This is a genomic window from Streptomyces sp. NPDC111744 (assembly GCF_055634995.1).
Genome location: NZ_JBVKCG010000005.1, coordinates 112476 through 137135 on the forward strand (window position 1 = coordinate 112476; position 24660 = coordinate 137135).

Consider the following 24660-nt stretch of genomic DNA (forward strand, 5'->3'; position numbering starts at 1 on the left):
TTCCCGGCGAGCCGTCAACGCCCGTTGAACGCGTCCTTCAGCCGGCTGAACAGACCCTGCTGACCCGGCTGGAACTGCCCCGTCGGCCGCTCCTCGCCGCGCAGCTTCGCCAGCTCCCGCAGCAGCCGCTCCTGCTCGGGGTCGAGCTTGGTCGGGGTCGTCACCTCGACGTGGACGATCAGGTCGCCCCGGCCGCCGCCGCGCAGATGCGTGATACCGCGCCCGTGCAGCGGGATCGACTGCCCGGACTGGGTGCCGGGACGGATGTCGACCTCCTCCATCCCGTCCAGCGTCTCCAGCGGCACCTTCGTACCGAGCGACGCCGCCGTCATCGGGATGGTCACCGTGCAGTGCAGATCGTCGCCACGCCGCTGGAAAGTCGAGTGCGGCAGTTCGTGGATCTCGACGTACAGGTCACCGGCGGGACCGCCGCCCGGCCCGACCTCGCCCTCGCCGGCGAGCTGGATCCGGGTGCCGTTGTCGACGCCGGCCGGGATCTTCACGGTCAGCGTGCGCCGCGACCGCACCCGCCCGTCACCGGCGCACTCGGGACACGGCGTCGGCACGACCGTACCGAAGCCCTGGCACTGCGGGCAGGGACGGGAGGTCATGACCTGGCCCAGGAAGGACCGGGTGACCTGCGACACCTCACCACGGCCGCGGCACATGTCACACGTCTGGGCGGAGGTGCCCGGCGCCGCGCCCTCACCGTTGCAGGTGTTGCAGACGATCGCCGTGTCGACCTGGATGTCCTTGGTCGTACCGAAGGCCGCCTCGTCGAGCTCGACCTCGATCCGGATCATGGCGTCCTGGCCGCGACGGGTCCTGGACCTCGGCCCGCGCTGCGACGCGGTACCGAAGAACGCGTCCATGATGTCGGAGAAGTTCCCGAAACCACCGGCCCCGAAGCCGCCCGCACCCGCGCCGCCGCTCTGCGAGAGCGGGTCGCCGCCGAGGTCGTAGACCTGCTTCTTCTGCGGGTCCGAGAGCACCTCGTAGGCGGCGTTGATCTCCTTGAACCGCTCTTGGGTCTTCGGATCAGGGTTGACGTCCGGGTGCAGCTCGCGCGCGAGCCGGCGGAAGGCCTTCTTGATCTCTTCCTGCGACGCGTCGCGGCGCACGCCGAGAACGGCGTAGTAGTCCGTGGCCACTTACGACTCCGCCAGGATCTGTCCGACGTACCGTGCCACCGCTCGTACCGCTCCCATCGTTCCCGGGTAATCCATGCGGGTCGGTCCGACCACGCCGAGTTTGGCGACTGCCTCGCCGCCCGAACCGTAGCCGACCGACACCACGGACGTTGAGTTGAGTCCCTCGTAGGCGTTCTCGTGACCGATGCGTACGGTCATGCCCGAATCCCCCGCCTCGCCCATGAGCTTGAGAAGCACGACATGCTCCTCCAGCGCCTCCAGGACGGGCCGGATCATGAGGGGAAAGTCATGTCCGAAGCGGGTGAGATTGGCGGTGCCGCCGATCATCAGCCGCTCCTCGTTCTCCTCGACGAGCGTCTCCAGCAGGGTGGAGACCACCGCCGAGACCGTGCCGCGGTCCTCGGCCTCGAAGGCGTCCGGCAGGTCCTCCACCAGCCGGGGCACATCCGAGAACCGGCGGCCCGCGACCCGGCTGTTGAGCCGTGCCCGCAGATCCGCCAGGGACATCTCACCGAAGGGCGCCGGACAGTCGACCATCCGCTGCTCGACCCGCCCGGTGTCGGTGATCAGCACCAGCATCAGCCGGGCCGGCGCGAGCGAGAGCAGCTCCACATGCCGCACGGTGGACCGTGTCAGCGACGGATACTGCACGACCGCGACCTGCCGCGTCAGCTGCGCCAGCAGCCGCACCGTCCGCGCCACGACGTCGTCGAGGTCGACGGCGCCGTCGAGGAAGTTCTGGATGGCCCGCCGCTCGGGCGCGCTCATCGGCTTGACCCCGGCCAGCTTGTCGACGAACAGCCGGTAGCCCTTGTCGGTGGGGATCCGCCCGGCGCTGGTGTGCGGCTGGGCGATGTATCCCTCGTCCTCCAGGGCGGCCATGTCGTTACGCACGGTCGCCGGGGAGACCCCGAGGTTGTGGCGCTCGGTCAGCGCCTTCGACCCCACCGGCTCCTCGGTGCCGACATAGTCCTGGACGATGGCGCGCAATACCTGAAGCCTGCGTTCACTCAGCATCCAGCGCCACACCTCCAGAAAGTCGTCCCCGCGGCCTTTCGGGTCTTTCGCCTGGCACTCTGCGAGCCCGAGTGCCAGCATCCCCGGCCCAGTGTACGGCCGTCGGGTACTGACTGGGCAAGGTCGGTGAGTACCCATGGCGTTCTACGGCTAGCGTCGCGGCATGACGGTGACTTGGGAAGAGCTGGGCTGGGAGCGGGTGGCCGAGGGGGTCGGCCGGTGCCGGCTGCCGGGCTGGGACTGCACGGCCGGGCTGGTCCTCGGGGCGGGCCCGGTCCTGATGGTGGACGCCGGGTCGAGCCTGGCGGAGGGCGCGCGGTTGCGTGTCGAGGCGCAGGAGCTGGCCGGACGCCGTGTGACCCATCTCGCGCTCACCCACCCCCACTTCGATCATGTCTTCGGCACCGCGGCGTTCGCGGACGCGGAGATCTACGCGGCGGTCGGCACGGACGCCCTTGTCGCCCACGACCGCGAGGAACTCCGACTGGACGCGATCCGCAACGGCCTTGCGGCCCCGGAGGCCGAGGAGGCCGCGGACGCGCTGCCCCTGCCCCACCATCCGGTCTCCGGCGAGTGGACCCTCGACCTGGGCGACGGCCGCCAGGCCCTGCTGGCCAACGTGGGCCCCGGCCACACTGCCCACGACCTCGCCGTCCTCGTCCCGGGCGACCCGGAGGTGGTGTTCTGCGGCGACCTGGTGGAGGAGTCCGGCGACCCCCAGGCCGGCCCCGACGCCGTACCGTCCCGCTGGCCGGCCGCCCTGGACCGGCTCCTCTCCCTCGGCGGCGAGAACGCCCTGTACGTGCCCGGTCACGGAGCGGTGGTGGACGCGGCCTTCGTACGACGGCAGCGCGACGCCCTGGCCGCCCGCTTCGGCGTGTCGTGACCACGCCGCCCCGGCTTCTCCTATCGTCATCCGAATGCGCCAGTACTCCGCCGACCTGACCCCGCCGTGGAAGAAGCCGAAACCGGCACCGGAGGTGGCCGCCGAACCCGGCCTGGTGGTCGAGGAACCGGGCACCGGCTTCTGCGGCGCGGTTGTCCGCTGCGAGGCGGGCACGGTCACGTTGGAGGACCGCTTCGGCAAACACCGCGTCTTCCCACTGGAGCCGCGGGGCTTTCTCCTGGAGGGCCGGGTGGTCACCCTGGTACGCCCCACGTCGGCCGCCCCCGTACGCCCCACCCGCACCGCGTCCGGCTCGGTCGCCGTCCCCGGCGCACGCGCGCGCGTGGCCCGCGCGGGCCGCATCTACGTCGAGGGCCGCCATGACGCGGAGCTGGTCGAGAAGGTCTGGGGCGACGACCTGCGCATCGAGGGCGTGGTCGTGGAGTACCTGGGGGGCGTGGACGACCTGCCGTCGATCGTGGCCGAATTCGCACCGGGCCCGGACGCCCGCCTCGGCGTCCTGGTGGACCACCTGCTCCCCGGCACGAAGGAGTGGCGCATCGCCCAGTCGGTCACCGGCGAACACGCCCTGGTCGTCGGCCACCCGTACATCGACATCTGGGAGGCGGTGAAGCCCGCCGCCGTGGGCATCGAGGCATGGCCGCGTGTCCCGCACGGCCAGGACTGGAAGACGGGCGTGTGCCGGGCCCTGGGCTGGCCGTCGGACAACACGGGCGCGGTGTGGCAGGCGATCCTGGCGCGGGTGGGGTCCTACAGGGACCTGGAGCCGGAGCTTCTGGGGCGAGTGGAGGAACTGATCGATTTCGTGACGGCTCCGTAGCCGAGCCGCAGGCAGGGGTGCCTCCCCCGGTGCCAGGCACAGGGGTGCCTCCTGCAGTGCCGGGCCCCAGGGGTGCCCGGCCCTCAGTCCACCAGGTCCCGCACCACCGCATCCGCCAGCAACCGCCCCCGCAGTGTCAGCACGGCCCGCCCCTGCCCGTACGCGCCGGTCTCCAGCAGGCCCTCCCCCAGCGCCCGCCGCGAGGCCGCCAGCCCCTGCTCCTTCAGCAGCGACAAGGGCACCCCCTCGCGCAGCCGCAGCTCCAGCAGGATCCGCTCCACCCGCCGGTCCTCGTCCGTCAGGACCTCACGCCCGGCCCCCGGCGACCGTCCCGCCGCCAGCGCCGCCGCGTACGCCCCCGGATGCTTGACGTTCCACCAGCGCACACCGCCCACGTGCGCGTGCGCGCCCGGTCCCGCGCCCCACCAGTCGGCGCCCCGCCAGTACAGCTCGTTGTGGAGACAACGGGCGGCCTCCGAGGTGGCCCAGTTGGACACCTCGTACCAGTCGAAGCCCGCCGCGGACAGCATCTCCTCGGCGATCAGATAGCGGTCCGCGTGGACGTCGTCGTCGGTCATCGGGACCTCGCCCCGGCGGATCCGGCGGGCCAGCTGCGTGCCCTCCTCGACGATCAGCGCATACGCCGACACATGGTCCGGCCCGGCGCCGACGGCGGCGTCCAGCGAGGCCCGCCAGTCGTCGTCGGACTCGCCCGGTGTGCCGTAGATCAGATCGAGGTTGACGTGCTCGAAGCCGGCCGCGCGGGCCTCCGCGACGCACGCCTCCGGGCGGCCGGGCGTGTGTGTGCGGTCCAGGACGCGCAGCACATGCTGCCGGGCGCTCTGCATGCCGAAGGAGACCCGGTTGAAGCCGCCCTCGCGCAGGGCCGCCAGATACGCGGGGTCGACGGACTCAGGGTTCGCCTCCGTGGTGACCTCCGCGTCGGCGGCCAGACCGAACTCGTCGCGGATCGCGCGCAGCATTCGTACGAGATCACCGGCGGCCAGCAGCGTCGGCGTACCCCCGCCCACGAACACCGTACGGACCTCGCGCGGATCGTCGCCGAGGACCTTCCGCGCCAGCCGGACCTCGTCGACCAGCGTGTCCGCGTAGTTGTCGCGGGAGGCGAGGACACCGCCGGTGCCGCGCAGCTCGGTCGCCGTGTAGGTGTTGAAGTCGCAGTAGCCGCAGCGGGTCGCGCAGTAGGGGACGTGCAGATAGAACCCGAGGGGGCGGTCGGCGGCACCGGCCAGCGCGTGCGGGGGGAGCGCGCCGTCGTCGGGGACCGGCTCGCCGTCGGGAAGGGCGGAAGGCATGTCCCCCATTGTCCCGTACGCCTGTCCCGTACGACGCCGGTCACTCCGCCTGGAGGACCAGCAGCGCCAGATCGTCCTCCGGCGGCCCGCCGCCGAACTCGTGGACGAGCCGTCTGATGCGCTCGGAAATCAGCTCGGCGCTCAGGCCCGCGCAGCCCGCCAGCGCCCGCGCGAGCCCGTCGCCGTCGTCGAACTGCCGGGAGCCGGAGCGGCGCTCGGTGACCCCGTCGGTCACGCACAGCAGGCTGTCGCCGGGCCCGAGCTCGATGGTCTCGCTGGTGTACGTCTCGTCCTCCACGACCCCCAGCAGGGTCTGTGGCCGGGCGGCGGTGCGGACCTCGCCGTCGGGGCCGAGGAGCAGCGGTAGCGGATGCCCCGCGGAGGCGAGGGTGCAGCGGACGCCGCCCCCTTCGAGGGGGGTGAGTTCGCCGTAGAGGAGGGAGAGGAAACGGGTCTGCGGGCCGTCGCCGGGCGGTACGGCGCGGCCGCCGGCGGCGACCAGGGCGCGAGCGGCGGCGTCGGCGGCCTCGGTGGCGTCGTCGAGGAGGAGCTGGTTCAGCCGGTCGAGGACGTCGGCGACCCGGTACCCCTCACGGGCGAGCAGACGCAGCCAGGGCCGGGCCAGGCCGATGACGACGGCGGCCTCGGGGCCCTTGCCCTGGACGTCGCCCACGGCGAAGCACCAGCGGCCGTCGCCGGCCGGGAAGAGGTCGTAGAAGTCGCCGCTGGGGCCGCCCTTGTCGCAGGGCTCGTAGACGAGGGCGCTGTGCATGCCCGGGATCTCGGCGACCGCGCCGGGCAGCAGCCCGCGCTGGAGGACGGCGCTGATGGTGGCCTGGCGGGCGTACTGGCGGGCCGCGCCGATGGCGAGGGCGAGCCGGCGGCCGAAGTCCTCGACCAGGCCGGTGATCTCGTCGGGGAAACCGGCCTGGCCGGAGCGTCCGATCACGAGCGTGCCGAGCGGGCGGCCGCCCGCGATCAGCCGGTAGGCGAGCGCCGAGCCGTGGGCGCCCTGCGGGCCGAGCACCTCGCCGGGCCAGGGATACGTCTCGGGCCCGGACCGTAAGCCGTCCCGCGCGCGGGGCGGGTCCTTCTCCAGGGCGCGGCGCAGTTCCTCGATGCGGTTCTCGCTGCCGTGCCAGACCCGGGCCAGCCGCGGGCCGCCCACGCCGCCCACGCCGTCCGCCTCGCCCCAGCCGCCGGCGCGTACGGTCGACTCGTCCTCCAGCCACACCGCGCACCAGTCGGCGAGCCGCGGCACGATCAGCTGGCCGGCGAGCGCGGCCACCAGATTCTCGTCGAGCTGCCCGGCGAGCAGGTCGGAGGCCTCGGCGAGGAAGGACAGCGCGCCTCTGCCGAGCCAGTCCCGGTCCCGGTCGGGGCGATGGGGGGACTCCCGTTCGAGCGCGGCCGAGAGCGGGGGAGGCTCGGGCGCGAGGATCTCGGCCACCTTCAGCTCCTGCTCGTCGGGGAGCGTGCCGCCGCGACCGGTCAGGCGCGCCCACACCGTCTTCGCGCCGATGCGGTAGGTGACCCCCCAGGACTCGGCGAGCGAGGCGACCAGCCGCAGTCCGCGCCCGTACTCCGGGGTCTCGTACGGTGTCTCGCCCGGGTGGTCGCGGGGGGCGCGGGAGGGGTGGCGGTCGGTGACCTCGACGACGAACGCCGCCTGGTCTCCTGCCTCCTCCAGCCACCAGTCGACCTCGACGTCGGTGCCGGCGTGCACGACGGCGTTGGTGACGAGTTCACTGACGACGACCATGGCGTCCTCGGCGACCCGCTCTCCCGGGTCCAGCAGCCCGCAGTCGGTCCACTCGTCGAGGCAGGCACGTACCAGCGCTCGGGCGGAACCCGGCGCGAGGGGGCTGCCGGGCAGGGTCGCGCGCCCCTGCGCGTACGCGCCCGTGCTCTTGTGCGCGGGCGCTTCGTCGTGTGCGGGCGCCTCGTCGTGCGCAGGCGCCGCACGGCCCCGGGAGACGGTCTCCCGTTGCGTGGGTATGGCCCCCATGTCCAGCTCCCCGAGCAGTTCGGACGAATACATCCAGATCGATGCGGACAGAGTGACAGACTGGCCGCGCCCATAAGCACCGAGTTACCGAAGTGGGCCGCCATGAGTGAGAACAGTGCTACGCGTGTGCTCGAAGACAGACAGAAACCGGAACAACTCCGAGCATCCGAACTGCGCCCTCTGCTCGCCGCCATGACCGCCGCCCGCGACGGCGACTTCACCAAGGTGCCGGAGACCGGCGAGGGGATGATGGTCGCCGAACTCACCGCGGTCTTCAACCAGATCATGGACCGCAGCGTTCACTTCAACGCCGAAGTGCAACGCGTGAAACGGGAGCTGGTGCGCCACGGCCGACTGGACGAACGGCTGTCGGCCGGCCCCGGCCAGGGCGCCTGGACGTCCCGCGTCAACGACGTCAACCAGGTCCTCGACGCCCTGGTCGCCCCGGCGGCGAACGCCACGCGCGTGCTGGACGCGGTGGCCGGCGGCGATCTCACCCGACGGATCGATCTGCACGACGGCAGCCGCCGGTTGCGGGGCGATCCGCGCGGACCGGGCCGCGCGGTGAACAAGATGGTCGACCAGCTGTCCCTGTTCACCGGCGAGGTGACCCGGGTCGCGCGCGAGGTCGGCACCGAGGGGCGCCTCGGCGGCCGGGCCAAGGTGCAGCGTCCGTCCGGCAGCTGGCGGGACGTGACCGAGGCCGTGAACCGGCGGCGCTGCGGGCCGAAGTCGGTGAGATACGGCAGCTGATCCGGCCGAAGGTGCGTGGCGAACTGCGCGAGCAGCCCCCACGCACCGGCACCTGACGACGAAACCCCTACGCTTCGCGCGCCCCCGCGTACATCTCATCGATGAGGTGCTTGTACTCCCGCTCCACAACCGGCCTCTTCAGCTTGAGGCTCGGCGTGATCTCCCCGTGCTCCACATCGAGATCCCGGGGCAGCAGCCGGAACTTCTTGATGGTCTGCCACCGCTGCAGGCCTTCGTTGAGCTGCTTGACGTAGCCGTCGACCATCTCGACGGTCGCCGGCGCGGCCACCACCTCGGCGTAGGACCTGCCGTCCAGGCCGTTCTCCTTGGCCCATTCCAGGATCGCGGCCTCGTCGAGGGCGATCAGGGCGGTGCAGAAGTTCCGGTCGCCGCCGTGGACGAGGATGTTGGAGACGTACGGGCAGACCGCCTTGAACTGTCCCTCGACCTCGGCGGGCGCGATGTACTTGCCGCCGGACGTCTTGATGAGGTCCTTCTTGCGGTCGGTGATCCGCAGATAGCCGTCGGGGGACAGCTCGCCGATGTCACCGGTGTGGAACCACCCGTCGGCCTCCAGGACCTCCGCCGTCTTCTCGGGCAGCCCGTGGTAGCCCTCCATGATGCCGGGGCCGCGGAGCAGGATCTCCCCGTCGTCGGCGATCCGCACCTCGCAGCCGGGCAGCGGCTTGCCGACCGTGCCGGTGCGGTAGGCCTCGCCGGGGTTCACGAAGGACGCGGCGGAGGACTCCGTCAGTCCGTAGCCCTCGAGAATGTGCACACCGGCACCGGCGAAGAAGTAGCCGATCTCGGGTGCCAGCGCGGCCGACCCGGAGACACAGGCCCGCAGCCGGCCGCCGAAGGCTTCCCGCAGCTTGGAGTAGACGAGCCCGTCGGCGACCTTGTGCTTGGCGGCCAGCCCGAAGGGTACGGTGGCGGCGCCGGTGCGGCGGAAGTTGTCCTGGGTGACCTTGGCGTACTCGCGGGCGACGTCGGCCGCCCACTGGAAGATCTTGTACTTGGCGGCGCCGCCCGCACGGGCCTTCGCGGCGACGCCGTTGTAGACCTTCTCGAAGATGCGCGGCACGGCGGCCATGTACGTCGGCTGCACGACCGGCAGATTCTCGATGATCTTGTCGACGCGGCCGTCGACGGCGGTGACATGGCCGACCTCGATCTGCCCGGAGGTGAGGACCTTGCCGAAGACATGCGCGAGCGGCAGCCAGAGGTACTGCACGTCGTCGGCGCTGATCAGCCCGGTCGCGGCGATCGCCTTCGCCATGTACGACCAGTTGTCCTGCGGCAGCCGCACACCCTTGGGGCGGCCGGTGGTGCCGGAGGTGTAGATCAGGGTGGCGAGCTGGTCCTTGGTGATCGCGCCGACCCGCTCCTTGATCAGCTCGGGGTGCTTCTCCAGGTACTTGGCGCCGCGCTCCTCCAGTTCGGCGAGGGTGATGACCCAGTCGCCCGTCTCCACGCCGGCCGGGTCGATGACGACGACCTGGGCGAGCTCGGGCAGCTCGGCGCGCTTCGCGACGGCCTTGGCGACCTGTGCCGCGTCCTCCGCGACGAGCACCCGGCTGCCGGAGTCGGAGAGGATGAACGCCGACTCCTCGGCGTTGGTCTGCGGATACACGGTCGTGGTGGCCGCTCCGGCGCACAGGATGCCGAGGTCGGCGAGGATCCACTCGACGCGGGTGGACGAGGCCAGGGCGACCCGCTCCTCGGGCTGGATGCCGAGTTCGATGAGTCCGGCCGCGATCGCGTAGACCCGCTCGGCCGCCTGCGCCCAGCTCAGCGACTTCCATTCGTCCGGGCCCTGACCGGAGGCCGCGGGCACCGGGTAACGGTAGGCCTCGGCGTCCGGTGTGGCCGCCACGCGCTCCAGGAAGAGGGCCGCCACGGACGGCGGACGGTTCTCGATCAGTGTCTGCGTGTCGCTCACGACATCCTCCGGGGGCCCGCGACGGTGCGGCTGGCTCAGTGCGGCTGGGTTTACTCACGATGGTGTTCGGACTACTTGTTTAACTCGCGAGTAACTATCGAGCAGGGATCAGAGTAAGCCGCGACCGGCGTGTACGTAAGAGGCTTCGGCCTGTCTGTTTCCCCGCATCGTCCACACAGAGCGACGCTACGCGCGCGTAGGGGTCCGCCGCACTTTCGTACGGCGGACCCCTGTTGCACCCGTTTTGCGACCGTGGCCGATTGTTACCCGCGGTTACTTCTTGCTCTTGGTCGATCCCGCGCTGTCATCACTGCTGAGGACGGCGATGAAGGCCTCCTGCGGAACCTCCACGGAACCCACCATCTTCATCCGCTTCTTGCCTTCCTTCTGCTTCTCCAGCAGCTTGCGCTTACGGGAGATGTCGCCGCCGTAGCACTTGGCGAGCACGTCCTTGCGGATGGCGCGGATGGTCTCGCGGGCGATCACCCGGGAGCCGATGGCGGCCTGGATGGGCACCTCGAAGGCCTGCCTGGGGATGAGCTCGCGCAGCTTGGCGACGAGTCGCACCCCGTACGCGTACGCCGCGTCCTTGTGCGTGATCGCCGAGAAGGCGTCGACCTTGTCGCCGTGCAGCAGGATGTCGACCTTGACCAGGCTGGACGTCTGCTCGCCGGTGGGCTCGTAGTCCAGCGACGCGTAACCACGCGTCTTCGACTTCAACTGGTCGAAGAAGTCGAAGACGATCTCCGCGAGCGGCAGTGTGTACCGGATCTCGACGCGGTCCTCGGACAGGTAGTCCATGCCGAGCAGGGTGCCGCGCCGGGTCTGGCACAGCTCCATGATCGAGCCGATGAACTCGCTGGGCGCGAGGATGGTGGCGCGCACGACCGGCTCGTACACCTCGCCGATCTTCCCCTCGGGGAACTCGCTCGGGTTGGTGACCGTGTGCTCGCTGCCGTCCTCCATGACGACGCGGTAGACCACGTTCGGGGCCGTCGCGATCAGGTCGAGCCCGAACTCGCGCTCCAGCCGCTCCCGGATCACGTCCAGGTGCAGCAGGCCGAGGAAGCCCACGCGGAAGCCGAAGCCGAGGGCGGCGGAGGTCTCCGGCTCGTAGACGAGCGCGGCGTCGTTGAGCTGCAGCTTGTCGAGGGCCTCGCGCAGCTCGGGGTAGTCGGAGCCGTCCAGCGGATACAGACCGGAGAAGACCATCGGTTTCGGGTCCTTGTACCCGCCGAGGGCCTCGGTGGCGCCCTTGTGCTGGCTGGTGACGGTGTCGCCGACCTTGGACTGCCGGACGTCCTTCACACCGGTGATCAGATAGCCCACCTCGCCGACGCCGAGGCCGTCGGCGCCCAGCATCTCGGGCGAGTTCGTACCGATCTCCAGCAGCTCGTGGGTGGCGCCGGTCGACATCATCTTGATGCGCTCGCGCTTGTTGAGCTGGCCGTCGATGACACGGACGTAGGTGACCACACCGCGGTAGGAGTCGTAGACCGAGTCGAAGATCATCGCGCGGGCGGGCGCGTCGGCGACGCCGACCGGTGCCGGGACCTCCTTGACGACCTTGTTCAGCAGCGCATCGACGCCGACACCGGTCTTGGCGGAGACCCGCAGCACGTCGTCCGGCTCGCAGCCGACCAGGTTCGCCAGTTCCTCGGCGAACTTCTCCGGCTGCGCGGCCGGCAGGTCGATCTTGTTGAGCACGGGGATGATCGCGAGGTCGTTCTCCATCGCCAGGTAGAGGTTGGCGAGGGTCTGCGCCTCGATGCCCTGGGCGGCGTCGACGAGGAGGACGGTCCCCTCGCAGGCCGCCAGCGACCGCGAGACCTCGTAGGTGAAGTCGACGTGCCCCGGGGTGTCGATCATGTTGAGGATGTGCGTGCTGCCCTGGTCGGGACCCTCGGTGGGGGCCCAGGGCAGACGCACCGCCTGGGACTTGATCGTGATGCCGCGTTCGCGCTCGATGTCCATCCGGTCGAGGTACTGAGCACGCATCTGCCGCTGCTCGACCACACCGGTCAGCTGGAGCATCCGGTCGGCGAGCGTGGACTTGCCGTGGTCGATGTGCGCGATGATGCAGAAATTGCGGATCAGAGCCGGGTCGGTACGGCTCGGCTCGGGCACATTGTTAGGGATCGCGGGCACGCAGGGTCCTGTCTCTTGAGGCGCCTTATGCCTCGGGTCGGATCGATACGTAGTCTCCATGGTCCCATGGAGAGGGACCGAGGACCGGTTTGGGCCGTTCCCCGCCCCGCTGCTACTCTGGGCAGCTGTGTCTCATGCCCTCTCAGCGCGAGGCACGACCTCAAGAAATCATCGGTACGGGAGCTTCACGTCCCCGCACCAGAACCTGAAAAGGCTCATTCGTGGCGAACATCAAGTCCCAGATCAAGCGGATCAAGACCAACGAGAAGGCCCGGCTGCGCAACAAGGCCGTCAAGTCCTCCCTGAAGACAGCGATCCGCAAGGCCCGTGAGGCCGCTGCCGCGGGTGACGTCGAGAAGGCCACCGAGTACCAGCGCGCTGCCGCGCGTCAGCTCGACAAGGCCGTCTCCAAGGGCGTCATCCACAAGAACCAGGCCGCCAACAAGAAGTCGGCGCTCGCTTCCAAGGTCGCGTCCCTCCAGGGCTGACACTTGATTTGACGCCGGAAGGACCCGGGCGGGCCCTCTCTCATCCGCCCCCGACCGGCCCCCAGAGCCTGTTCGCGGCCTGCGTTCGCCACGCGGGAACGGGCTCGACAGCTTGAACCGAAGCCCCGGCACCTCACCCTTCCCCAGGGTGGACGCCGGGGCTTTCGGTATTTCCGCGCGTGCCTGCCCTGTGTCCCGGTCAGCGTGCCTGCCCTGTGTCCCGGTCAGCCCCGCCCGCGCGACCGTGCCGCCTGCGCGATGGTCACGACAGCCTTCTCCAGGGCGTACTCGGGATCGTCCCCGCCGCCCTTGACCCCCGCGTCCGCCTCGGCGACGGCCCGCAGCGCCACCGCCACCCCGTCGGGCGTCCAGCCCCGCATCTGCTGTCGCACCCGGTCGATCTTCCACGGCGGCATCCCGAGCTCCCGCGCGAGATCGGCGGGCCGCCCGCCCCGCGCCCCGGACAGCTTCCCGATCGCCCGCACCCCCTGTGCGAGCGCACTCGTGATCAGCACGGGGGCGACTCCGGTCGCCAGCGACCAGCGCAGCGCCTCCAGCGCCTCCGCCGTACGCCCTTCCACGGCCCGGTCGGCGACGGTGAAGCTCGACGCCTCGGCCCGCCCGGTGTAGTACCGCCCGACGACGGCCTCGTCGATGGTTCCCTCGACGTCCGCGACGAGCTGGGTCACGGCCGAGGCCAGCTCCCGCAGATCGCTGCCGATGGCGTCGACCAGCGCCTGGCAGGCCTCGGGTGTGGCGGACCGTCCCAGCGCCCGGAACTCGCTCCGTACGAACGCCAGCCGGTCCGCCGGCTTGGTCATCTTCGGACAGGCGACCTCCCGCGCCCCGGCCTTGCGCGCCGCGTCCAGCAGCCCCTTGCCCTTGACGCCGCCCGCGTGCAGCACCACGAGCGTGATCTCCTCGGCGGGTGCTCCGAGGTACGCCTTCACGTCCTTGATCGTGTCGGCGGACAGATCCTGCGCGTTGCGTACGACCACGACCTTGCGCTCCGCGAAGAGCGACGGGCTGGTCAGCTCGGCGAGCGTGCCGGGCTGCAACTGGTCCGGGGTCAGATCCCGCACGTCCGTGTCGGCGTCGGCGGCCCGGGCGGCGGCCACCACCTGCTGCACGGCACGGTCGAGCAGCAACTCCTCCTGCCCCACGGCAAGCGTCAACGGGGCCAGCGGATCGTCATCAGCAGTCTTCTTTGCCATCACGCCAAGCATCCCACGGCCCACTGACAACGCAGCCGCGCTGCCGGCCGGCGCAGCCGCGGGCAGTCGTACCGCCAAGGCGGCACGGGTGGACGCGGCGGCCCAGCGCACCCGCTACGGCTCCTCCCGCCACCCCTCCCACTCCCCCGCGAACTCGTCCAGCTCCGCCGGGTCCAGCCGCCCCGCCTCGTCCCTCAGCAGCACCAGCCACTGTGCGTCCTCGGCGTCGTCCTCCCCCGCCAGCGCGTCCCGCACCAGCCGCGGCTCCTCACCGGTCCCGAACCGCTCCCCGAGCGCCTCGGCGGCTTCCTCCGCCGCATCCCGGTCCGGCAGCACCAGCACATGTCTCACATCGCTCACGGCCCCATTCTCGGGCACGGCAGCCCGCCGGAACGAGCCGGGACGACCGGCTCAGCCCTTGGGCACGATCTGTACATCGAGGTCGACGCGGATGCTCGGCCCGACGACCGCGATCCCGCGCGCCGGCATCGTCTGCCAGCTCACGGTGAAGTCGTCCCGGTGCAGTTCGGTCGTGGCCCGGCAGGCCGCCCGCACCTCCCCTTCCATGCCGTTGCCGAGCCCGAGGTACTCCGTGTCGAGCGTGATCGTCCGTGTCACGCCGTGCAGGGACAGCGCGCCGGTCACGGCCCACCTGGTGCCGCCCCGGTGCACGAACCGTTGGCTGTAGAACTCCAGCGTCGGAAACCGCAGCACGTCCGGGAAGTCCGCCGACCGCAGATGGTCGTCCCGCATCCGCACGCCCGTGTCGATGGTCGCGGCGTCGATCACGACATGCATGGCGGACCGCTCCATCGGCTCGGCGATCCGCACCGCGCCGGCGAACAAGTTGAACCGCCCGTGGATCCAGGCCAGTCCGATGTGCCGGGCGGTGAAGCCGATCGAGGAATGCGTCGGCTCGATCTCCCAGTCCCCGGGTGCCGGCGGCTGGGGCGGCTGGGCGACCTGGAGGGTCACGTCACCGAGCGAGGCGAGGCAGTTCTCACCGACCCGCGCGGTGGCCCGGTACGGCGTGCCGGAACTAGGCACGACCAGCATGCTACGCACCGGTAGCAACGTGTTCTACCGTGACGCCCGGATTAGCCATTCCGGTCAGGGTTCCATGGATTTCGCACAGACGGCACACAGTCCAGCTCGATCCCGAACCGGTCCCGGTAGACGCCGAGCACCTCCTCGTCCCGCTCCAACTCCCTTATCTCACGCGCCCCGTCCGCCGCCGTCACCGTCAACGTCCGTCCACTGAGCGTGATCCGCCCGCCCTCCCCGGTGACCCGGGAACAGACGAGCGACTGCGTGAAGTGGGACGACGGCGAGGTGCTGTGCCACCACGCCCCGGCCATGAAGTCCCCGAGCACCCGCGGCCGGATCTCCAGCCGGTACTGCGGCTTCCCGTCCCGCAGCACGTCCAGGTCCCCGGCGACCCCACCCGTTTCTCCGCGCACCCCCGCCACGTCCGGCCCGGCCCCGGTGATCCGGAACGTGCCGCCAGGATCCGCCTGCTCACCCCGCTCCTCCAACACCAGCGGACAGTGGCTGTGCGCCCCGAACCCCACGTCGGCGAGCCACTCGCCCCCGTCCACCGTCCCGACGCGCAGCGCGAGATGGTCGTACGGGATCCCGAGCCGCCCCTGATCCCCGTACACCCGCCCCGCCAGCAGGGTCACCTCGAAGCCCAGCGCGGTCAGCAACGCCGAGAAGGCGCCGTTGAGTTCGTAGCAGAATCCACCCCGGCCCGCCCCCACCACCTTGTCCAGCAGCCGCTCCTCCTCCAGCACGATCTCCTCGCCGAGATGGATCGACAGGTTCTCGAAGGGCACGGTCCGCAGATGCCGCACATGCAGGTCACGCAGCGCCGCCGCCGTGGGCCGGGCGGGGCGGGCGGCCCCGAGCCGGTGGAGGTAGGCGCCGACCTGCATCGTGTTCACCGAGTTCATGCCCTCAGTCTCGCGCCACTGTCAGCTCCCCCGCCTCCCCTCCCGTACGGCCACCGGTCACCGCGAGCGCCCCGTCCCGGTCGGTCCGCAGCACCACCGCCCCCGCGGCCCGGAGCCGAGCCACCGTGTCCGGTGCCGGGTGCCCGTAAGGGTTGTCCGCCCCGCACGAGATGAGCGCCACCCGGGGCGCCACCAGCCGCAGCAGCTGCGGATCCTGATACGCGGACCCGTGATGGGCCACCTTCAGAACATCCACCCGCCCCAGTTCGGCAGCCATCGGTGATCTCAGCAGCTCCTGCTGGGCCAGGGGTTCGAGGTCTCCGAGCAGCAGCATCCGCAGCCCGGCCGAGCGGACCAGCAGGGCGACACTGGCGTCGTTCGGGCCGTCCGGTTCCGGCGCGGGGTCCGGGGGCGGCCACAGCACCTGCCAGTCCAGCCCACCAGTCGTGCGCCGCTCCCCGGCGACGGCACGCGTGACCGGGATCCGGTGCTCGGCCGCCTCCCTCCGTACGAACCCGGCCTGTTCCGCCGGTTCCTCGAACCCGGTCGTCTCGATCTGTGCCACGGTCCGCCCGCGCAGCACTCCCGGTAGCCCCGCGACATGGTCGGCGTGAAAGTGGGTCAGGACGAGGAGCGGGACGCGGGTGATACCGAGTTCCCGCAGGCAGTGGTCGACCAGCGCCGGATCGGGCCCCGCATCCACCACCACGCCCGTGCCCGCGCCCGCCGCGAGCACCGTCGCGTCGCCCTGCCCGACGTCACACATCGCCAGCCGCCAGCCGGGCGGCGGCCAGCCCGTGATCACCCGGGTCAGCGGCGCCGGCCGTACCACCAGCAGCACGAGCAGCACCCCGAGCGCCCCGCACCACCATGGATGCCGCAGCAACCGCCGCCCCAGCGGTACGACGACCACCGTGACCCCGGCCAGCATCAGCGCCCCCGCCCAGCTCCCAGGCCAGTCCACGCCCGCGCCCGGCAACGCGGCCCCGGCCCGGGCGATCTGCGCGATCCACCCGGCCGGCCAACTCGCGCACCACGCGAGCACCTTGGCCAGCGGCATGGCCACCGGGGCGGCCGCGAGCGCCGCGAACCCCAGCACCGTGGCCGGCGCGACCGCGATCTCGGCCAGCAGATTGCACGGCACCGCCACCAGACTCACCCGTGCCGACAGCACCGCGACCACCGGCGCGCACACCGCCTGCGCGGCGGCAGCGGCTGCCAGGCCCTCGGCCAGTCGCTCCGGCACCCCGCGCCGCCGCAGCGCCTCGCTCCACCCGGGCGCCAGCACCAGCAGCGCCCCGGTGGCCAGGACGGACAGCAGGAAGCCGTAACTGCGTGCCAGCCAAGGGTCGTACAGCACCAGCAGCAGAACCGCCGTCGCCAGCGCCGGGATCAGGGACCTGCGACGGCCGGTCGCCAGGGCGAGCAGGGCGACGGCTCCGCAGGCCGCGGCCCGCAGCACACTGGGGTCCGGCCGGCACACGACGACAAATCCGAGGGTGAGCGCCGACGCCGACAGCGCGGTCGATCGCAGCGACAGGCCGAGGCGTGGGGCGAGGCCGCGCCGCTCGACCTGCTGGGCCAGTCCCGGCGGTCCGATGAGCAGGGCGAGCAGGATGGTGAGGTTGCTGCCCGAGACGGCGAGGGTGTGCGCGAGGTCGGTCTCCTCGAAGGCCTCCTCGAGTTCGGGCGTGATCCGCGAGGTGTCCCCGACGACCAGCCCGGGCAGCAGCGCCCGCGCGTCCTCGGGCAGCCCCTCGGTCGCCTCCCGCAGCCCGGCCCGTAACCGCCCGGCCAGCCGCTGCGGCCCACTCGGCTCGCCCACCACCACCGGCGCGGGACGCTCCCGCACCCGCAGCATCGCCGCGGTCCGGTCCCCGCCGGCCGTCGCCGGCGCCAGCCGCCCGCTCACCCGCAGCCGTGTGGTGGGCAGCAGCCCGAGCCACTGCGCACGGCCGCCGCCACCGGGTGCCCGCACCCCCGGGTCGACGGCCATCAGCACCGGTGAACGCGTCGTCACCGCCGTCCCGTCGCCGCTCTCCACCCGCCGCACCTCGCCGCGCACCAGCACGGCGACCGGAGTGGCGTGGTCCCCCTGCACGCGCGGCCTGCTGACCCACGGGTCGCCCGTGAGCTCCACCTCGACGGTCACGGTCGCGTAGGTGCGGGCCAGCCGGGGCACCGGCCCCCGGCGCACATCCGCCCCGTGCAGCCCCGCGGAGGCGGCGGCCCCGGCGACGCAGAGAACCAGGGCGCCGGCGGAGGCGTTCCGCCAAGTCGGCCGGGGGGCCGGGGTGTTGCCGGTCACCGTCCCGGGCAGGCGGCCCGCCCGGCTCCGCCACAGCAGGATCAGCCCGGCCACCAGGCATACGACGGCGGTCCCGGCCGTCCACCCCGGCGGCGCGTCCAGGGTCAGCGCCGCCGTCGCCCAGGCGGCCAGCGCGGGCGGCACCAGCCGCAGGTCGGACGACGTGTCCTGCCGGGGATGCGCGGTCCCGAGCCGCTTGCCCGTGCCGGCATGCACGGCCCGGCGCACGGTCACGGATCCCGGCGGGGCTCCGTCGGTCGCACGGTTCATGGCCGCACCAGATCCCGCAGGTCGGAGAAGCGACGGTCGCCGATGCCCTTGACCTGGCGGAGTTCGTCGACCGAGCGGAAACCGACGTGCTCGGTCCGGTAGTCGACGATGTGCTGGGCCAGTACCGGGCCGACTCCGGGCAGGGCGTCGAGCTGCTCGACGGTCGCCGTGTTCAGGGAGACCGGGGCGGCGGGGCCCGTGCCCGTCGCGGCACCACCCACGGCCTGGCCCGTCGCGGCCGGTGGGGCGGGGCCCCCGACGACGATCTGTTCGCCGTCCACCAGGAAACGGGCCCGGTTGAGTCCGTCGGTGTCCGTTCCTGGCCGCACCCCGCCCGCTGCCCGCAGCGCGTCGGCCACCCGGGAACGGGCCGGCAGGGAGTGCACCCCCGGCTCTCGCACCTTCCCGGTGACGTCCACGACGATCTCGCCACCGGTCCCCGCGGACCCGGCGGCCCCCGCGGACCCGGCGGGCGCCGCGGACCCGGCGGGCGCCGCGGCGGTACCGGTGACCGCGGCCGGGACCTTCTCCGCCTCGCTCTTCTCATACGGCGCCTCGGCGCGCACCACCTCCGGCGCGCTCACCGACTCGGTCCGCCCCGTCCAGAAGTGCTGCACAGCCAGGGCAGCGGCCACGACGAGGACCACCCCGAGCGCGACCGCGCCCCGGCGTTCCAGCCCGCAGCGGGTCTGCAGCCATACCGGCATCCGCTCCCTCACGGCGAGCCCGACCCGGGCCCGCAGCTTGGGGAGCGCCGGTTCGCGCAGGGCCGTGGTCTCGCCGGTGAGCGTGCGAGCCGAGGACACCACGGCCGCCGCCGTGGACAGTGCGGCCGCGGCGGTACGCATCCCGGACGCGGCGGCGCGCACGCCGGAGGTGGCCGTGGTCAGTCCGGTCGCCGCACCGGTGCCGGTCACCGTTCCCCCGTGCGGGGGTCCTTGTCCCGGCTCCGGCCTGGTGACTCCCCGCTCGCCGAAGAGGAGTTCCGCCCGGCGGCGCAGTTCGTCCGCCGGGGCCGGGCGGTGGCGGGTACGGTCCCGGACCGGGGACCGGCGGTGCCGGGTGCGGCCGTCGGAGGTGGGGCCCCGGCCCGGGCCACTGGTCGCATGTGTCTCGTGTGAGCGTGATCGAAGTGCCATGCGACGAGGATGGGGCTTCCCGCCGATTCGCGATGATCTTGCTCAACTTCCGTGGATCACGGCCCGGTTGTGGATAACTTCGCCACCCGCACGAGTGAAAATGACGATGCTGCCGCCCTCGGATCCACAGGTCACCGCAGTGAGACGACCGCCCCGAGCAGGCCGGGTCCGGTGTGCGCGCCGATGACCGCACCGACCTCGCTCACATGCAGGTCGGCCAGCCCGGGCACCCGCGCCCGCAGCCGGTCGGCGAGGGCCGCGGCCCGGTCGGGGGCGGCGAGATGGTGGACGGCGATGTCCACCTCGGCGCCGCCCGCACGCTCGGCGGTGAGCTCCTCGAGGCGGGCGATGGCCCGGGACGCCGTCCGTACCTTCTCCAGGAGTTCGATCCGGCCGCCGTCAAGCTGGAGCAGGGGCTTCACGGCGAGTGCGGAGCCCAGCAGGGCCTGGGCCGCGCCGATGCGGCCGCCGCGGCGAAGATAGTCGAGGGTGTCGACGTAGAAGTACGCCGCGGTGCCGGCGGCCCGCTTCTCCGCCGCCGTGACGGCCTCGTCGGCGGTGCCGCCCGCCTCGGCGGCCCCAGCGGCCGCGAGCGCACAGAATCCGAGCGCCATCGCGACCATTCCGGTGTCCACCACCCGCACCGGGAGGGGTGCTTCGCGGGCCGCGACGACCGCCGCGTCGTAGGTGCCCGACAGTTCGGCGGACAGGTGGAGCGAGACGATGCCGGTGGCACCGGACTCGGCGACCTTGCGGTAGGTTTCGGCGAACACCTCGGGGCTGGGCCGGGACGTGGTGACGGAGCGCCGCTTCTGCAGAGCCTGGGCCAGGGAACGGGTGGAGATCTCGGTGCCCTCTTCGAGCGCCCGGTCGCCGAGGACCACGGTCAGCGGCACCGCGGTGATGCCGTGGCGCTCCATCGTCCGCGGCGGCAGGTAGGCCGTGGAATCGGTGACGATCGCGACATGGCGGGACATGAGCTGGAGGTTACCTGGCGTAGCCCAGGGGCGGCAGCCCGCCCCCGCCCGCTCCGACCAGGACCGGCCGCATCAAGTGGTGCTCTCCGGCCGGGGCTTCTTCTGCCAGGGGTAGGTCTGGCGCCGCCCGGGCGGGCTGATCGCGGGCTGCGCCGGTTCCTCGTCCGGGGCGGACCGGGGTGCCTCGGGCCAGGTCTGGCGGTCGCCCTGGCCGGCGGCGGCCTCGGGCCACGGCGGGGTTTCGGGCGCGGGTGCAGGACGGGTCCAGTGCCGCAGGGCGTCCGCCTCGACGCCGATCTGTGTGCTCAGGGTGTCCAGATCGTCGTCGGCGAACCGGTGGGCCCGGTCACGCGCCGCCCACCGCAGGGCGTCCGCGGAGTCGGTGATACGCGCGGTACGCCGGCGCAGCTCGGGCAGCCGTGCGGCGAGCGTGGCCCGGTCCGGCTCGGACTCCAGGCGCCTGAGCTCGCCGTCCAGTTCGTGCCCGTGTGCACTGAGCCGCTGGAAGAGGCCGAGGGACTCCTTCAGCGACTCGTCGTCGCCGGCGCCCGCGTGCAGGGCGTCCTGGGTGGCCCGCATCGAGGTGCGCAGGGTGAGCCGCAGCTGGGCGATCTCGCCCGCCGGGCCGATCTGGACCATGGACTTGGCGCGCAGCGTGTGCTCCTCGACCGTCCGCCGGGCCTGCGTGATCGTACGGTCCACACTGCGCTTGGCGGCGCCGACCGCCTTGAACGTGACATACGCCCCGCCCGCGACGAAGAGCAGGAAGAGCACGGCGAATACGGCGATCACTGCTTCCACGGTGCTCCTCCTCCGCTCCCGGCCACCCGACCACACCACCGCTTCCGAGCACGGCATGGGTGGCCGCGCTCCTCAACGGTAAACGCAAAGGGCAGGCCCGGAGTTCCAGAAAAACCCCGAACCTGCCCGTAGGGGACCACTCGGAGGCGGCCTGCGGCTGTTACGCCGTGACGATGTTCACCAGCTTCGGCGCGCGGACGATCACCTTGCGGATACCCGCGCCGTCCAGCGCCGCGACGACCTTCTCGTCGGCCAGCGCCACCTTCTCCAGTTCCTCCTCGGAGATCGTCGGCGGCACCTCCAGGCGGGCCTTGACCTTGCCCTTGATCTGCACGACGCAGGTCACCGTCTCGTCCACGACGTAGTCCGGGTCGGCGACCGGGAAGTTACGGTGCACGACCGAGTCGGTGTGGCCCAGCTTGCGCCACAGCTCCTCGGCGACGTGCGGGGCCAGCGGCGCGATCATCAGCACCAGCGGCTCGGCGACCGTACGCGGCACCGCGCCGCCCGCCTTGGTCAGGTGGTTGTTCAGCTCGGTGATCTTGGCGATGGCGGTGTTGAAGCGCAGGCCCTCCAGGTCCTGGCGGACGCCGTCGATCGCCTTGTGCAGGGCACGCAGCGTCTCCTCGTCGGCATCGGCGTCGGTGACCGTTACCTCACCGGTCGCCTCGTCGACGATGACGCGCCACAGCCGCTGCAGCAGCCGGAACTGGCCGACGACCGCGCGCGTGTCCCACGGCCGGGAGACGTCCAGCGGCCCCATCGCCATCTCGTACAGGCGCAGCGTGTCGGCGCCGTACTCGGCGCAGATCTCGTCCGGAGTCACCGCGTTCTTCAGGGACTTGCCCATCTTGCCCAGCAGCCGGGTGACCTTCTCGCCCTGGTAGTAGTAGGCGCCGTCCTGCTCCTCGACCTCGGCGGCGGGCACCGGGAAACCGCGGCCGTCGCGGTAGACGTAGGCCTGGATCATGCCCTGGTTGAACAGCTTGTGGAACGGCTCGGCGGACGAGACGTGGCCCAGGTCGTACAGCACCTTCGACCAGAACCGGGCGTACAGCAGGTGCAGCACCGCGTGCTCGGCGCCGCCGACGTACAGGTCGACACCGCCGTGCGGCATGCCCTGGCGCGGGCCCATCCAGTAGCGCTCGATCTCCAGGTCGACCAGCTGCCGGTCGTTGTGCGGGTCCAGGTAGCGCAGCTCGTACCAGCATGAACCGGCCCAGTTGGGCATGGTGTTGGTCTCGCGGCGGTACTTCTTCGGCCCGTCGCCCAGGTCCAGAGTGACGTTGACCCATTCCTCGTTGCGCGACAGCGGCGTCTCGGGCTGGGTGTCCGCGTCCTGCGGGTCGAAGGTGCGCGGCGAGTAGTCCTCCACCTCCGGCAGCTCCAGCGGCAGCATCGACTCGGGCAGCGCGTGGGCGACGCCGTCCTCGTCGTAGACGATCGGGAAGGGTTCGCCCCAGTAGCGCTGGCGGCTGAACAGCCAGTCGCGCAGCCGGAAGTTGACGGTGCCCTCGCCGATGCCCTTGCGGGCCAGCCACTCGGTGATGCGGGCCTTGGCCTCGGCGACCGGCAGACCGTCCAGCTTGATGTCGTCGTTCGAGGAGTTGATGATCTTCGCGTCGTACGAGGCGAAGGCGTTCTCCCACGTCGACGTGTCGGTGCCGCGGTCGTCGGTCGGCTCGACGATGCAGACGATCGGCAGCTCGAAGGCGCGCGCGAACTCGAAGTCGCGCTGGTCTCCGGCCGGTACGGCCATGATCGCGCCGGTGCCGTAGCCCATCAGCACGTAGTCGGCGACGAACACCGGGACCTTGGCGCCGTTGACCGGGTTGGTCGCGTACGCGCCCGTGAAGACACCGGTCTTGTCCTTGGCCTCGGCCTGCCGCTCCACGTCGGACTTGGCGCCGGCCTGCGCGCGGTACGCGGCCACGGCCTCGGCCGGCGTCGCGTGGCCGCCGGTCCACACGTCGTGGGTGCCCTCGGGCCAGGCGGCCGGGACGAACTTGTCGACCAGCGGGTGCTCGGGGGCCAGCACCATGTAGGTCGCGCCGAACAGGGTGTCGGGGCGCGTGGTGAAGACGGTGATCTTCTCGCCGTCGATCGGGAAGTCGACGCGGGCGCCCTCGCTGCGGCCGATCCAGTTGCGCTGCTGCAGCTTGATGGCCTCGGGCCAGTCCAGCTCGTCCAGATCGTCCAGCAGCCGGTCGGCGTAGGCGGTGATGCGCATGTTCCACTGGCGCAGCTTGGCCTTGAAGACCGGGAAGTTGCCGCGCTCGGAGCGTCCGTCGGCGGTGACCTCCTCGTTGGCCAGCACCGTGCCCAGCCCGGGGCACCAGTTGACCGGTGCGTCGGAGGCGTAGGCCAGGCGGAACTCGCCCAGGACGTCGCCGCGCTCTGTTGCGGTCAGCTCGTTCCACGCGCGCGTGTGGCCCGGTACGGCACGCTCACCGGACTCGAACTGGGCGATCAGCTCGGAGATCGGGCGGGCCTTCTTCGCCTCGTCGTCGTACCAGGAGTTGAAGATCTGCAGGAAGATCCACTGGGTCCACTTGTAGTAGTCCGGGTCGATCGTGGCGAACGACCGGCGCTTGTCGTGGCCGAGGCCCAGCCGGCGCAGCTGGGCCTTCATGTTCTCGATGTTCGCCTCGGTGGACACACGCGGGTGCGTGCCGGTCTGCACGGCGTACTGCTCGGCGGGCAGGCCGAAGGCGTCGAAGCCCAGGGTGTGCAGGACGTTGTGGCCGTTCATCCGCTGGAAGCGGGCGAAGACGTCGGTGGCGATGTAGCCCAGGGGGTGGCCGACGTGCAGTCCCGCCCCCGACGGATACGGGAACATGTCCATGATGAACTTCTTGGGCCTGGCGACCAGCTCGGGATCGCCGGCCAGGTCGCCCGTGGGATTCGGCGCCGCATAGGTGCCGTCGGCGTCCCAGAAGTCCTGCCAGCGTGCCTCGATCTCGGCCGCCAGGGCGGCCGTGTAGCGGTGCGGCGCGGCCTCCGCCGACGTGGCGGCGGCAGCGGGGTTCGTCTCGCTCATGATCCTCAAAGCTCCATCGATCGTCTCTGCCTGCGGCTGTGACTTTCTAGAAACGAAAAATCCCCTCACACAGGAGGGGACGCCGCGCCGATGCCGACCCGCCGTTTCGTCCGGCGGTCGGGACTGATCAGCGCGGCCCGCTAAGCAGAAGGCGTACGGCACGCATGGCGTCAGGGTACCGCAGCCCTTGAGCAAGCTGCGACGCGCTTACGTATCAGCGGTTGACACGTACGTGTAAGGCGACAACCGGGACGAGAGTTGAACCAGGTTCAAAAGTTACTTCGCGTAACGACCGCTAAGGGACATCGCAAGGCCCGCATTGCCCTTTGATAACAACGCAATAACTCAAACCTCGTACTGATCGGTATGGCGCCACTTAGGCTGCGGCACCGGGACCGCTTTCCCGAAC

Annotated in this window: 17 protein-coding genes and 2 pseudogenes; 4 read left to right on the forward strand and 15 right to left on the reverse strand. The window is 71.5% G+C overall.

Annotated features, from left to right (window positions below; genetic code table 11):
• Positions 1-14 precede the first annotated feature (14 nt).
• Positions 15-1151: a molecular chaperone DnaJ gene (gene dnaJ, locus ACZ7OO_RS13220; RefSeq protein ID WP_471504401.1), complete on the reverse strand. Its 1137-nt coding sequence runs from the start codon at positions 1149-1151 to the stop codon at positions 15-17.
• The gene (hrcA, locus tag ACZ7OO_RS13225) at positions 1152-2168 is read right to left on the reverse strand and encodes a heat-inducible transcriptional repressor HrcA (protein ID WP_471504403.1); all 1017 of its coding nucleotides are present in this window, start codon (positions 2166-2168) and stop codon (positions 1152-1154) included. It lies immediately after the preceding gene.
• A gap of 163 nt (positions 2169-2331) precedes the next feature.
• Between hrcA and ACZ7OO_RS13230 the strand changes: the two genes are divergently transcribed.
• Positions 2332-3054, forward strand: coding sequence for an MBL fold metallo-hydrolase (locus ACZ7OO_RS13230; RefSeq protein ID WP_471504405.1), 723 nt, complete (start codon positions 2332-2334; stop codon positions 3052-3054).
• Between the two features lie 34 nt (positions 3055-3088).
• Positions 3089-3895 carry a DUF3097 domain-containing protein gene (locus tag ACZ7OO_RS13235; RefSeq protein ID WP_471504406.1) on the forward strand — a complete coding sequence of 269 codons (807 nt, stop codon included), beginning with the start codon at positions 3089-3091 and terminating at the stop codon, positions 3893-3895.
• 83 nt (positions 3896-3978) lie between these two features.
• Here ACZ7OO_RS13235 and hemW read toward each other — a convergent pair whose 3' ends face one another.
• Positions 3979-5211 carry a radical SAM family heme chaperone HemW gene (hemW, locus tag ACZ7OO_RS13240; protein ID WP_471504408.1) on the reverse strand — a complete coding sequence of 411 codons (1233 nt, stop codon included), beginning with the start codon at positions 5209-5211 and terminating at the stop codon, positions 3979-3981.
• A 40-nt stretch (positions 5212-5251) separates the two neighbouring features.
• A complete protein-coding gene (locus tag ACZ7OO_RS13245) occupies positions 5252-7219 on the reverse strand; it encodes a SpoIIE family protein phosphatase (RefSeq protein ID WP_471504409.1) in 1968 nt (655 codons plus the stop codon).
• 102 nt (positions 7220-7321) lie between these two features.
• On the opposite strand from ACZ7OO_RS13245, the pseudogene ACZ7OO_RS13250 reads away from it, so the two are divergent.
• A pseudogene (locus ACZ7OO_RS13250) lies at positions 7322-7930 on the forward strand (HAMP domain-containing protein); the annotation flags it as partial.
• Positions 7931-8039: 109 nt separating this feature from the next.
• Here ACZ7OO_RS13250 and ACZ7OO_RS13255 read toward each other — a convergent pair.
• Together ACZ7OO_RS13255 and lepA are read right to left on the reverse strand one after the other, a co-directional pair.
• Entirely contained in the window at positions 8040-9914 is a 1875-nt protein-coding gene (locus ACZ7OO_RS13255; protein ID WP_471504411.1) for an AMP-dependent synthetase/ligase, read from the reverse strand.
• Positions 9915-10187: 273 nt separating this feature from the next.
• A complete protein-coding gene (gene lepA / locus ACZ7OO_RS13260) occupies positions 10188-12062 on the reverse strand; it encodes a translation elongation factor 4 (RefSeq protein ID WP_471504413.1) in 1875 nt (624 codons plus the stop codon).
• A gap of 221 nt (positions 12063-12283) precedes the next feature.
• On the opposite strand from lepA, the gene rpsT reads away from it, so the two are divergent.
• The gene (gene rpsT / locus ACZ7OO_RS13265; RefSeq protein ID WP_133041041.1) at positions 12284-12550 is read left to right on the forward strand and encodes a 30S ribosomal protein S20; all 267 of its coding nucleotides are present in this window, start codon (positions 12284-12286) and stop codon (positions 12548-12550) included.
• Positions 12551-12774: 224 nt separating this feature from the next.
• Here rpsT and holA read toward each other — a convergent pair whose 3' ends face one another.
• From holA to leuS, 9 genes and pseudogenes are all read right to left on the reverse strand, one after another.
• On the reverse strand, positions 12775-13764 hold the full coding sequence (gene holA / locus ACZ7OO_RS13270) for a DNA polymerase III subunit delta (RefSeq protein WP_471504415.1): 990 nt from the start codon (positions 13762-13764) through the stop codon (positions 12775-12777).
• A 114-nt stretch (positions 13765-13878) separates the two neighbouring features.
• The gene (locus tag ACZ7OO_RS13275) at positions 13879-14124 is read right to left on the reverse strand and encodes a hypothetical protein (protein ID WP_471504417.1); all 246 of its coding nucleotides are present in this window, start codon (positions 14122-14124) and stop codon (positions 13879-13881) included.
• A 51-nt stretch (positions 14125-14175) separates the two neighbouring features.
• Positions 14176-14799, reverse strand: a pseudogene (locus tag ACZ7OO_RS13280) (YceI family protein); the annotation flags it as partial.
• A 62-nt stretch (positions 14800-14861) separates the two neighbouring features.
• Positions 14862-15716, reverse strand: coding sequence for an arylamine N-acetyltransferase family protein (locus ACZ7OO_RS13285; RefSeq protein ID WP_471504419.1), 855 nt, complete (start codon positions 15714-15716; stop codon positions 14862-14864).
• Positions 15717-15720: 4 nt separating this feature from the next.
• On the reverse strand, positions 15721-18294 hold the full coding sequence (locus ACZ7OO_RS13290; RefSeq protein WP_471504421.1) for a ComEC/Rec2 family competence protein: 2574 nt from the start codon (positions 18292-18294) through the stop codon (positions 15721-15723).
• On the reverse strand, positions 18291-19433 hold the full coding sequence (locus tag ACZ7OO_RS13295) for a ComEA family DNA-binding protein (protein WP_471504423.1): 1143 nt from the start codon (positions 19431-19433) through the stop codon (positions 18291-18293). The genes ACZ7OO_RS13290 and ACZ7OO_RS13295 overlap by 4 nt, the downstream gene beginning before the upstream one ends.
• A gap of 131 nt (positions 19434-19564) precedes the next feature.
• Positions 19565-20410 (reverse strand): DegV family protein, encoded by an 846-nt coding sequence (locus tag ACZ7OO_RS13300; protein WP_471504424.1) that lies wholly within the window; start codon positions 20408-20410, stop codon positions 19565-19567.
• A 72-nt stretch (positions 20411-20482) separates the two neighbouring features.
• On the reverse strand, positions 20483-21211 hold the full coding sequence (locus ACZ7OO_RS13305) for a hypothetical protein (RefSeq protein WP_471504426.1): 729 nt from the start codon (positions 21209-21211) through the stop codon (positions 20483-20485).
• A gap of 160 nt (positions 21212-21371) precedes the next feature.
• Entirely contained in the window at positions 21372-24251 is a 2880-nt protein-coding gene (leuS, locus tag ACZ7OO_RS13310) for a leucine--tRNA ligase (protein WP_471504428.1), read from the reverse strand.
• Positions 24252-24660 lie beyond the last annotated feature (409 nt).